Annotated in this window: 14 protein-coding genes; 8 read left to right on the top strand and 6 right to left on the bottom strand. The window is 69.2% G+C overall.

What is annotated here, in order from left to right; translation table 11 throughout:
- The first annotated feature begins 473 nt into the window (after positions 1 to 473).
- Complete coding sequence (locus AC1ROC_RS12215; RefSeq protein ID WP_493000412.1) at positions 474 to 854, top strand: DUF488 domain-containing protein; 381 nt, start codon at positions 474 to 476, stop codon at positions 852 to 854.
- A complete protein-coding gene (locus AC1ROC_RS12210; protein WP_493000410.1) occupies positions 851 to 1,426 on the top strand; it encodes a mismatch-specific DNA-glycosylase in 576 nt (191 codons plus the stop codon). Before AC1ROC_RS12215 ends, AC1ROC_RS12210 begins: the two co-directional genes overlap by 4 nt.
- A gap of 11 nt (positions 1,427 to 1,437) precedes the next feature.
- Here the strand turns inward: AC1ROC_RS12210 and AC1ROC_RS12205 are convergent, their stop codons facing one another.
- Both AC1ROC_RS12205 and AC1ROC_RS12200 read right to left on the bottom strand, forming a co-directional pair.
- Positions 1,438 to 1,902 (bottom strand): hypothetical protein, encoded by a 465-nt coding sequence (locus tag AC1ROC_RS12205; protein ID WP_493000408.1) that lies wholly within the window; start codon positions 1,900 to 1,902, stop codon positions 1,438 to 1,440.
- A gap of 121 nt (positions 1,903 to 2,023) precedes the next feature.
- The gene (locus AC1ROC_RS12200) at positions 2,024 to 2,611 is read right to left on the bottom strand and encodes a GNAT family N-acetyltransferase (protein WP_493000407.1); all 588 of its coding nucleotides are present in this window, start codon (positions 2,609 to 2,611) and stop codon (positions 2,024 to 2,026) included.
- 73 nt (positions 2,612 to 2,684) lie between these two features.
- On the opposite strand from AC1ROC_RS12200, the gene AC1ROC_RS12195 reads away from it, so the two are divergent.
- The 4 genes from AC1ROC_RS12195 (at position 2,685) to AC1ROC_RS12180 (ending at position 5,538) form a co-directional block, all read left to right on the top strand.
- Positions 2,685 to 3,134, top strand: coding sequence for a MarR family winged helix-turn-helix transcriptional regulator (locus tag AC1ROC_RS12195; RefSeq protein ID WP_179150889.1), 450 nt, complete (start codon positions 2,685 to 2,687; stop codon positions 3,132 to 3,134).
- 20 nt (positions 3,135 to 3,154) lie between these two features.
- Positions 3,155 to 3,577, top strand: coding sequence for an organic hydroperoxide resistance protein (locus AC1ROC_RS12190; protein WP_085371404.1), 423 nt, complete (start codon positions 3,155 to 3,157; stop codon positions 3,575 to 3,577).
- Positions 3,578 to 3,595: 18 nt separating this feature from the next.
- A complete protein-coding gene (locus AC1ROC_RS12185; protein ID WP_493000422.1) occupies positions 3,596 to 4,573 on the top strand; it encodes a zinc-binding dehydrogenase in 978 nt (325 codons plus the stop codon).
- Between the two features lie 80 nt (positions 4,574 to 4,653).
- Entirely contained in the window at positions 4,654 to 5,538 is an 885-nt protein-coding gene (locus tag AC1ROC_RS12180; protein WP_493000404.1) for a LysM peptidoglycan-binding domain-containing protein, read from the top strand.
- 15 nt (positions 5,539 to 5,553) lie between these two features.
- Here AC1ROC_RS12180 and AC1ROC_RS12175 read toward each other — a convergent pair whose 3' ends face one another.
- Together AC1ROC_RS12175 and AC1ROC_RS12170 are read right to left on the bottom strand one after the other, a co-directional pair.
- Positions 5,554 to 7,338, bottom strand: coding sequence for an ABC1 kinase family protein (locus AC1ROC_RS12175; RefSeq protein WP_493000402.1), 1,785 nt, complete (start codon positions 7,336 to 7,338; stop codon positions 5,554 to 5,556).
- A gap of 5 nt (positions 7,339 to 7,343) precedes the next feature.
- Positions 7,344 to 7,892: a PadR family transcriptional regulator gene (locus tag AC1ROC_RS12170; RefSeq protein WP_493000420.1), complete on the bottom strand. Its 549-nt coding sequence runs from the start codon at positions 7,890 to 7,892 to the stop codon at positions 7,344 to 7,346.
- A gap of 165 nt (positions 7,893 to 8,057) precedes the next feature.
- Here AC1ROC_RS12170 and AC1ROC_RS12165 point away from each other — a divergent pair, with 165 nt between their 5' ends.
- Positions 8,058 to 8,240 (top strand): YegP family protein, encoded by a 183-nt coding sequence (locus tag AC1ROC_RS12165; RefSeq protein ID WP_085371400.1) that lies wholly within the window; start codon positions 8,058 to 8,060, stop codon positions 8,238 to 8,240.
- 19 nt (positions 8,241 to 8,259) lie between these two features.
- Here the strand turns inward: AC1ROC_RS12165 and AC1ROC_RS12160 are convergent, their stop codons facing one another.
- Together AC1ROC_RS12160 and AC1ROC_RS12155 are read right to left on the bottom strand one after the other, a co-directional pair.
- Positions 8,260 to 8,607 carry a nuclear transport factor 2 family protein gene (locus tag AC1ROC_RS12160; protein WP_493000400.1) on the bottom strand — a complete coding sequence of 116 codons (348 nt, stop codon included), beginning with the start codon at positions 8,605 to 8,607 and terminating at the stop codon, positions 8,260 to 8,262.
- Between the two features lie 45 nt (positions 8,608 to 8,652).
- A complete protein-coding gene (locus AC1ROC_RS12155; RefSeq protein ID WP_493000398.1) occupies positions 8,653 to 9,351 on the bottom strand; it encodes a TetR/AcrR family transcriptional regulator in 699 nt (232 codons plus the stop codon).
- Positions 9,352 to 9,444: 93 nt separating this feature from the next.
- On the opposite strand from AC1ROC_RS12155, the gene AC1ROC_RS12150 reads away from it, so the two are divergent.
- Positions 9,445 to 10,281 (top strand): NAD(P)H-binding protein, encoded by an 837-nt coding sequence (locus tag AC1ROC_RS12150; RefSeq protein WP_493000396.1) that lies wholly within the window; start codon positions 9,445 to 9,447, stop codon positions 10,279 to 10,281.
- Positions 10,282 to 10,519 lie beyond the last annotated feature (238 nt).

Genomic DNA, 10,519 nt, shown 5'->3' with positions numbered 1-10,519 from the left:
CACGCTGTTGAGTTCTCAAGGATCGGACGCTCCCACCATCCCGCATCACACGGTCAAAATGGGGCAACCTGTCAACCCTACCACTCGAAGCCATCCTGTCAAATCAGCCGGTCGCAACCTGGCCGCCTGAAACAGGCAACCGATCACACGACCGAGCATGACGATCAGCTCAGTAAGTGGAGGATAACCACCCTCGGATATTCGAGAAGAAAACCGGGGATGTGGTCCCGCTTGAGGCCGGGGAGCAGTTCCGCTCTCCCGCACCTTTGGGGTGACAAGTAAGTACTTTACGCATTACCGCGAATGGTGGCAAATCACGGTTGCATCCCGGGCGCGTCGCGAAGAAGTCGGGGCCACAGGTCCACCAAACGGCGGCGTTTGCGGGGATCCGACGTCCCTCCCCGACCCTATCCGCGCTCCGCACCGGATGCGAGGATGCTGGGGCAGAGGGCACGCGAGCGGAGGACACGACGATGACCGACACACCACGCGTCAGGGTCCGGCGCATCTACGAGGAGCCAAGCACAGACGACGGGACACGCGTACTGGTCGACCGCCTCTGGCCGCGCGGCGTGAGCAGGGAGCGCGCCCACCTCGACGCGTGGGAGAAGGAGATCGCCCCGTCCACCGAACTGCGCACCTGGTACGGGCACATCCCCGCCCGCTTCGACGAGTTCGCCGAGCGATACACGGCCGAGCTCGCCGATCCGCAGCGGGCGGAGATCCTGGAGCGGCTGCGCGGCATCGCCGCGGCGGGCACCCTCACGCTCCTGACCGCGACGAAGGACCCGGACATCAGCGAAGCCGCTGTGCTGGCAGGACTTTTCCGCGAGCATCCGGATGCTGCGGCGTGAGGTTCACGCGCGCGGAGCTCGAGTCCTACCGGGGCGCCGAACTGCCGGACGTTCTCAGCGACGGAGTTGAACTCGTCTTCGCCGGCATCAACCCCGGACTGCGCAGTGCGGCCATCGGAGCGAGCTTCGCCAACCGGGGCAACCGCTTCTACCCCGCGCTGAGGCTGGCCGGGATCACCGACAGAGTGATCGACTCGTCCGAGGGCTTCCTCCCCGACGACCTCGACCACCTCGCGCGCCGGAAGGTCGGGCTGACCACCCTGGTGAACTTCGCGACGGCGAAGGCGTCCGAACTCACCGACGAGCAGTTGATCGCCGGGCGGGGGCGACTCGAGCGGGTGGCGGAGACGTACCATCCGCGCGTGATCGCGCTGCTCGGCGTGACCGCATACCGCATCGCCTTCGCTGAGCCACGCGCGGTGCCCGGCCGACAGGACAGGATGCTCGGCGCATCCACTGTCTGGGTGGTGCCGAGCCCGAGCGGGCTCAACGCGCACTATTCGCTCCCCCAGCTGGCCACCGCATATCGGGAGGCGGCGGTGGCAGCCGGGATCGACGTCGGCGAGGAGTAGGCGGGCTCTGGTCAGCGCGTGGCGCGGGCGACCTGGTGGCCGTCGATGAACGAGCCGAGGCTCTCCTCGATGTGGAACTGGGTGTGCGCGAGGCGCGCATCCCGCACCTGCACCCGCTTGCGCGCCGCCCGGCGCCGGCCGTGCAGCCGGACGAGGGAGACGGTCACCTTCGCGATCACGATGGCCGCGAAGGCCGCGCCCGCCCACACGGCGATGAAGCCGGTGCTTCCGAGCAGGGAGGAGTTCAGCACGCCCCAGACCAGCACGGCGTCTGCGACGAGCAGGACGGCGGCGATGGTCAGCGGAGTCCAGACGAGGGTCGCCGGGCTGGCGGCCAGGAGTGCGCGCGCCTCTGCCAGCTCGCGTTCCTGCTGACGGCGGCGATCTTTCGCCCACTGCAGGTCGCGTTCGTGACGCCGGAGCTGTCGTCGGGCCTCGTCGTGGGCATGGTTGTAGGAAAGGGTGTTCGGGTTCACAGCGTGTCCTTCGGGTTGACGTGACTGCGTTTCGGTCAGAGCCTAGCCAGAATGTTCCGTCTATGGGTCAAATGGAGGACACGAGTTTGTACCCCAATTCGGGCGACACGCCCGGGCGTCCTTATGGCAGGTAGGACGGCCTCGTGTCGGTGCTGAGCACGGACATGAGGATGGAGTCCACCCACTCGCCGTCCCAGTAGAGGGTGTCGCGCTGGCGCCCCTCGACGACGAAGCCCGCCTTCTCGTACGAGCGCTGGGCGCGCGGGTTGAAGGAGTAGACGTCCAGCGTGACGCGGTGCAGGCCGAGCTCGTGGAACGCGTGGTCGAGAGCCAGCGTGGTCGCCTCCGTGCCGTATCCCTTGCCCGGGTTCCCAGGGAGGAGGGCGATCCGGAAGTTCATCGCCGCATCCTCTTCCTCCAGTTCGTTGAGCACGATTTCGCCGAGGTACTCCCCCGTCGCCTCGTCGACGATGGCCCAATCGACCCGGTCGTCGGCCGACTGGATGGAGGAGAGGTAACGCGCCACCGCATCCCGTTCGAACCGGGTGCGGGTGCCGGTGAGACGCAGGGTCTCGTCATCCTGCAGTCCACTCCAAACCGCATCCAGGTACTCGGGGCCGAGCGGCTCCAGCCGAAGGCGCGGGCCGCGGAGGGTGCGCACCGCGGTCAGGAGCGAGGTGTCGACGGCGGGCGGCGGAGAGGCAGGCATGGTCAGCGAGCCTAGCAAGCGCGATTCACGCCGATAGGTTGTGCACAACTCAATTGCGTGCAATCATCGAGATATGCCCGTGACCGATGAGATGGTGTGCTTCTCCCTGTACGCCGCCACCCGTGCGACGACTCAGGCGTACCGTTCGCTGCTCGAACCGTGGGGAATCACCTACCCGCAGTACCTCGTGCTCGTGACGCTGTGGATCGAAGGCGACCAGACCGTCTCCTCGCTCGGCGACCACCTCCAGCTGGACTCGGGGACCCTGTCCCCGCTGCTGCGCCGGATGGAGCAGGCCGGGCTGGTGCGGCGCGAACGGCGGCAGCCGGACGAACGCGTCGTCACGGTCGCCATCGGCGACCGCGGGCGGGAACTGCGTTCCGAGCTCGCGCACATCCCGGCCAGGATCGCCGCGGGAACAGGCCTGCCCGATGAGAAGTCGGCAGCGGCCCTGATCGGAACACTCCACCATCTCACCGAGACGATGCACGCCGTGAGCGCGCACCAGCCGGTCGAGCACTGAAAAGCACAAGAAAGGCACCGATGAACGTCCTCTACACCGCAGAAGCCCTCTCGACAGGAGCGGGCCGTGACGGGCGCGTCGCCACAAGCGACAACTCGTTCGCACTGGACCTCGCCGTTCCGAAGGAGATGGGAGGCTCCGGGGCAGGCACAAACCCGGAGCAGCTGTTCGCCGCGGGATACGCGGCCTGCTTCCACTCCGCCCTGCAGGCGGTCGCGCGCAGCAAGAAGGTGACGCTGACCGATTCGTCCGTCGGCGGACGCGTGCAGATCGGCCCGAACGGCGAAGGCGGATACCAGCTGTCTGTGCTGCTCGAGGTCGTCCTCCCCGGCCTGGAGGCGTCGGAGGCGCAGTCGCTCGCCGACGCCGCGCACCTGGTGTGCCCGTACTCGAACGCGACGCGCGGCAACATCGACGTCACGATCACCGTCTCGGAGGACTGAGCCATGGCGACCGAGACGATGAAGGCGCTCGTGCACCACGAGTTCGGCGCCCCGGAGACGGTCCTCGCCGTCGAAGAGCGGCCGCTCCCCCAGCCCGGCGCAGGCCAGGTGCGCGTGCGGACGCTGCTCTCCCCCATCCACAACCACGACCTCTGGACGGTGCGCGGCACATACGGCTTCAAGCCGTCGCTGCCTGCGCAGGCCGGAACCGAGGCCGTCGGCATCGTGGATGCGCTCGGCAAGGGCGTCGACACGCTCGCGGTCGGCCAGCGGGTCGTCACGGGTGGGACCTTCGGCGTGTGGGCGCAGTACTTCGTCGCCGACGCGGCCGGTCTCATCCCGGTCCCGGATGCGCTGCCGGACGAGTCGGCAGCGCAACTGGTCTCGATGCCGTTCAGCGCGCTCAGCCTGCTGCACTCGCTCGATCTGCACGAGGGCGACTGGCTGATCCAGAACGCTGCGAACGGCGCGGTCGGCCGGATGGTCGCCCAGCTCGGCGCGGCGCGCGGCATCAACGTGGTCGGACTCGTGCGGCGCGCTGCCGGTGTCGACGAGCTGCGCGCTCAGGGGATCGACCGCGTCATCGCGACGGACGGCGACGGCTGGCGCGACGAACTCGCAGCGCTCACCGGCGGCGCCCCGATCTCGGTCGGGATCGACTCGGTGGGCGGATCGTCTGCCGGGGACGTGCTCTCGACGCTCGCGGTCAACGGCACGCTCGTGGTGTTCGGCGCGATGGCGTCGCCGACGCTGGAACTCGCATCCGGTGACGTGATCTTCAAGCAGGCCACGGTCAAGGGATTCTGGGGCAGCGTCGTCAGCAAGGAGATGCCGGCGGACGTGCGCGGGAAGCTGTTCGGCGAGCTGATCGCCCGGGTGTCGGACGGCACCCTGACGCTGCCGGTGGCGGGGATGTACCCGCTGGATCAGATCGACGCGGCCGTCGCGGCGAGCAACGAGGCAGGGCGCGTCGGCAAGGTTCTGCTGAGCGCGTGATATTCCGGCGGGCGGCTGCGACGCTCTGTCGCTTCCGCCCGCCGCCCCGCTAGGCTCGTCGGAGCCACACGGGGAGAAGCATGGTTCACAGGGGGAAGACGCGCCGTTTCGCGACGGCGCTGGGCGTCGGAGCGGTGATTGCGGGCGTTCTGTCCGGATGCGCGCTCTTCGGAGGCGCCCAGCCGACACCGACAGGCGCACGGCACACGACGCATTCGACGACGCCGACGCCGAAGCGGACCTCCGACACGGCGACCGGCGCCGTCGGGAGCGCGACGCCGTCGGCTGCTCCCGTCCCGCCCGCGACGCTGACACCGGTGGCCGCGGGCACGGTCGTCGCACAGGGGGACGTCGCGTCGCCGAAGGGGAGCATCCACTTCCACTACCGGATCGTGTCGAATGGCAACAACACGTACACGGCCGAATACTCCGGGTTCACGTCGTCGGTCCCCGTCCCGGTGTCCGTGACGCTGTTGGAGATCCCGCCGAGCGTCGGAGACGGACTGACGTTCCACGGGGTCGGCGATCACCCGCTCGGCGGGCCGACCACCGCCGGCGCATCGTCATCGGCGCTGCTCGGCGACGTCGGGCAGCCGTCCTACCTGGGCACCCTCGTCACGTACTCGGCTGCGGCCTCCGCCGACGGTGTGCCGCAGGAGCTCGGGCCGGACAAGGTGCTGGCGGTGAACAGCATCCACTGGTCGGTGCCGGTGCGGGAGTCGAACGTGCACCCGGTGGATGGCGGGGCCAGGCAGGGCGCGACGGGAACGGTCTCGTCGACCACGGCGAGCGGCGCGCCGAAGCGCTATGCGATCGCGCCGGGCGACAACCCGACCGACGTGGCTGCGCGGTTCGGGATCCCGGTGGAGTATCTGCTGTGGCTGAACCCGGATCTGCCGGGAGACGGCGGGAACCAGTTCCTGTACGCATCCACGTCGTTGAACCTGGACCCGGACAGTTTGTAGCGAGCGCCGGCGCCGCTAGCGTCTGCGCCGGCCCGCGAACAGGGCGTGCAGCAACGGCAGGACCGACAGCGCCATCAGGACGGTGCCGAACACCGGCTCCCCCGCATGCAGCACGGCGCCCGAGATGAGCAGCGCACCGAACAGGATGGCGGAGACCACGCGTCTCGCCGTGCGGTCGAGGGAGGCGACGCGTTGCTCCAGTCGCGGAGAGCGGACCTCGACGGTGCCGTCGTCGATGCGGTCGAGCAGTGCATCCACCCGCTTCGGCAGGCGCAGGGCGATGCCCGCGATCTCGACGGCCTGCTTCGCGAGATCCTGGACGACGTTCCCGCGCTCGTCGCGGAGCAGCTGGGCGGCGTACGGCTCGACCGAGTCCCAGAGGTTGAACTCCGGGTCGAGCGCGCTGCACACCCCGGACGTGAGCGACATCGCACGGATGATCAGCAGGAAGTTCTCCGGCAGCTGGAACGGCAGCGAACGCACGACGTCGCCGAACTGCACGGCGAAGTCGCGGAACTCGCGCGGGTCGACCTCGCGCAGCTCGGCGAAACCCATGCCGCCGAACCGGGCGAACAAGTGCGTCATCGCCTTCTCGAGCTCGGTGGTCTCGGCGGTGGGGAGGAGCACGCCGACGTCGCGCATCGCATCCACCAGGCCTCGGCCGTCGCGGGAGGCGGCGGCGATCAGCAGCTTGCGCAGGCCGCTGCGGGTGGAGGAGGGGACCTCGCCCATCATGCCGAAGTCGATGAAGGTCAGCTTCCAGGGCGGGGCGACGGGTGCGCCGGGTGCGTCGGGTGCGTCGGGTGCGTCGGGTGCCGGCGACGCTGCCGCGGTGACGGGCGCGACCGGCGTGACGAAGATGTTGCCGGGGTGCGGGTCGGCGTGGAAGAAGCCGTTCGTGAACAGCTGGTCGAACATGACGGAGGCGAAGACCGGCGCCACCTGGGCGGGGTCGATGCCCGCCGCATCCAGTGCGTCGGTGTCGGTGATCTTGATGGCCGTCACGTCCTGAAGGGTGAGGACGCGCCTGGTCGTGCGCTCCCAGACCACCTCGGGCACCGCCACTCTGGCGTCGCCGGCGAACTGCTCGGCGAAGCGCTCGGCGTTCGCGGCCTCGTGCAGGTAGTCGATCTCTTCGAGGCTCGTGGTCGCGAACTCCTCCACCAGCGCCGGCATGTCGACCCGGTCGGACACGAGCCGCACCCGGCTGAGCCAGCCGCCGACCTTCCGCAGCGCGGCGAGGTCCACGTCGACGATCGCGCCGATGCCGGGGCGCTGCACCTTGATGACGACGCCATCGAGTCCGGTGTCCGCCGCGTCGGCCGGCGCGAGGCGGGCACGGTGCGCCTGGCCGAGGGATGCGGCGGCGACCGGCGTCTCGTCGACGTGCGCGAACGCCTGGCCGAGCGGGACGCCCAGCTCGGCCTCCGCCAGCTCCCGGATGGCCGAGAAGGAGACGGGAGGCACCTCGTCCTGGAGCCCCTCCAGCTCGGCGGTGATTTCGGGAGGCAGCACATCCAGCCTCGACGACATGAACTGCCCGACCTTGATCATCAGGCCGCCGAGCTCGACGGCGAGGCCGTGGAAGCGCTGGGCGAAGCGCCGCATCCGCTTCGACCGGGTGCGATCGGCGACCCTCTGCAGGCCGATCCGCGGGAGGAACAGCTCATACCACCAGGTCACGGCCAGATTCCAGCCGGCGAAACGCAGGATGCGGCGGTAGCGGGCGCGCGTCGACCCCGCGCCCTGTGCGTGTGCGTGTGCCTGTGGGTCAGGGCGAGCGGGACGAACCGACGACACCCGCGTCAGTCCTGGGCGAGGATCGAATACAGTTTCCGCCGCGCCTCGTCGAGCACCGCGGCGGCCTGGTCGACCTGCGCCGGTGTGCCGGTGCGGCGCACCTGGCCGGCGGCCTGCGCGAGCTCGAAGGCGGCCTTGGGAAGGGCGCCGAAGCCCGGGCCGTCCGCGGCGTTGCCCGCGCTGGACTCCCACGGCGCAGGACCGGCGGCCTCCGCCTCGGCGCGACCGCCCTCGGTGAGCGCGTACGTCTTCCGGCCGTTCGACTCCTCGGCGGTGAGCAGCCCCTCGTCGGCGAGCAGCTGCAGCGTGGGATAGACGGAGCCGGCGCTCGGCTTCCAGCTGCCGCCGCTGCGCTCCTCGATCTCGCGGATGATCTGATATCCGTGCATGGGCTTCTCGGCGAGCAGCACGAGGACGGCGGCGCGGACATCGCCGCGGCCCATGCGCGGCGTGACGCGCTTTTCGAAGGTGGAGCGCAGCTGCTCGAACGCCTGCCACATGGTGTCGGCGTTGAGTCCGGGGCCGGTGGCGCCGGCCGGGAAGGACGTGTTCATGATGTACCTCCGGATCGAGTCGGTAACGATAGTCAACGATATATCGTTACGGGCGGGGATGCGAGGGGTTAGTCGACGAATCTGCCTCTCGACGGGGAGCGACCGCTGCCGCTAGGGTGTGCTCGTCTGACAGCACAGGAGCTGCAGCGAACAGGGAGACGAACGATGGCCGGGAAGTTCGAGATCTATCAGTCCAGCAACGGCGAGTACCGCTTCCGGTTGAAGGCGGGCAACGGCGAGATCATCGCCGTGTCCGAGGGATATAAGTCGAAGGCGTCGGCGAAGAACGGAATCGAGTCGGTGAAGACGAACGCGGGAAGCGCGAGCGTCGAGGATCTGACCGAGTAAGCGGCCGCGCGCCGCTCCTCTACCGCAGGTATACGTAGAGGGCGGCGATCCGGCCGTCGCGGATGAGCGCCACGTCGGTGCCACGCACGACCGGGTCCGCGCCGGCCGGCCCGTATGACCACTCGACGGTAGCGAGGTCCTGAACCTCGTGGAACGCCCCGGGAACGAACACGAAGCCGGGGGTGCGGCCATGCAGTTCGCGGATCTTCTCGTTGATCGCCGCGGGACCGACCGCGATGCCGTCGTGGTCGGAGAACCGCGCATCCGGTGCGTAGAGTTCGGCGAGCACCGGGAGACGCCTGGCCTCGTCGCGTTCGTTGAAGACGCCGAGCAGGTTGCGGTGGAGGATCTCCTCGAAGGTGGTCACGGTTTCTGTATACACGAAAGCCGCGGCGGGCCGACAGGGGCTGCGTCAGTGGCGCGCGGTGGCCGACGGGGACGGCGTGCTGGCGAGGCCGTTCAGGATGGCGTCGATGGCGAAGTCGCGGCGGGCGCGCGCATCCGGGCCCGTGAGCGCTTCGGCGAGCTTCGCGACGTGGGGGTACAGGGCGGGGTCGGCGTCGCCGTAGACGATTTTGACCCGTTCGCGGGCTCCGTCGCCTCGCCCGCGGTCGGGGTGCGACGTGCGCTCGATGGCCGTCGCGGCGGCGAACTGGGCGATGAGATCGACTCCGAGCGCTGCCGCATCCTGGTCGATGCCGCCGAGTTCCATCAGGGTGAGCTCGTGCTCCGCCAGGCGGAGGGCTCCCGGACGGGTCGGGATGGCGCCCAGCGCGACCGCGCCGAGGCCCGGGTACGACTCGAGGGTCTCGATGGTGTTGACGATGGTCGCCGCCAGCGCCGGCCGCCACGCGCCGTCGCGGGCATCGACCAGTTGCACCTCGGCGTACGCGGAATCGAGGACGTGCTCGAGGAGCACGTCGCGGTTGCCGAAGTAGGCGTACAGCGACGCCGGGCCCGTTTGGACCGCGGCAGCGACGTGCCGGAGCGCGAACGCCTCCACTCCCCGTTCGCGGATCAGCTGCCGAGCCGCATCGAGGATCAGCTGCCGGGAGAGTGGGACCTTCGCGGGTCGGTCCCGGCGCGAGACGGGCTCAGTGGACGCGGTCATGGGTCGATCGTACCAATTGACACGATCGGTGTTCTATACGAACATTGTTCGCGAACGTTGTTCGTGATTGTTGTTCGTGAGTGGAGGAAGAGGATGTCGGTTGTGGTGGTGGGCGCCAGCGGTGCCGTTGGGAGCCTGGTGGTCTCTGGACTGGTGGAGCGCGGGATGGCGGTTCGGGCGACGAGCCGCACCCCGCAGAGGCTGAACCTGCCGTCGGAGGCGGAGGTGTTCGCCGCGGATCTGAACGATCCTGCCTCGTTCGAGCCGGCGCTGGCGGGAGCGGATCGGGTATTCCTGTACGCCGATCTCGAGGATCCGGAGGCGCTGGTGGCGCAGCTGGTGCGATCGGGCATCCGGGATGTGGTGCTGCTGTCTTCGTCGGCGGTGACGCTCCCCGGAGCGTCGGACGACTTCAACGGTTCCCGATTCCTGCGCGTCGAGCGGGCGATCGAGGCGTCCGGGCTGGGCTACACGTTCCTTCGCCCGGGCGGTTTCGCCAGCAACGCGGCGCGGTGGAGCTGGAGCGTGAAGGGCGAGAGCGCGGTACCCCTGCCGTATCCGGAGGCTGTGCAGGTGCCGATCCACGAAGCCGATATCGCCGATGTTGCGCTGGTCGCGCTGACGGGCGACACGCTTCGAGGCGCGAAGCCTATCCTCACCGGGCCTGAACGGTTGACGCTGCGCGAACAGGTCACCACGATCGGCGAGGTGATCGGCCGCACGGTGTCGGTGATCGAGCAGACCGAAGCGGAATCGGTCGCGATGCTCTCGCAGTACGTGCCGGAGGTGTGGATGAGGCAGATCGTGAAGGACTGGCGGGAAGCCGTGGGGACGGAGCCGGCGGTGTCCGGGGAGTATGCGCGCATCACGGGGCGGGCGTCGCGGAGCTTCCGGGAGTGGGTGGGCGATCATGTGGAGTTGTTCCGGTGACGGTGCGTCCGTCTCGGCCAGCGGTATCCGCTCCGGAACGACGAAGTTGTGACGGTCACGGCTCTCTGTCGGGCTGCGCCCCACACGCTCCCCCAAACGCCGCTCCTCGCTGCGCTCGGGGCGGCGCCCGGGGCCCCTCGCGGCGGGGACCCCAATAGACAGCAGCGAGCAACGATAAATGGAGAGTGGGGGGGGGGGGGGGGAGAGGATGAAACGCTCTTGCCTTTCCTCTGGCGTG

Source organism: Leifsonia sp. GW821-FHT13C05 (genome assembly GCF_058806515.1).
The sequence above is the reverse complement of the archived record's forward strand: the minus strand, read 5'-3'. Positions and strand labels throughout refer to the sequence as shown.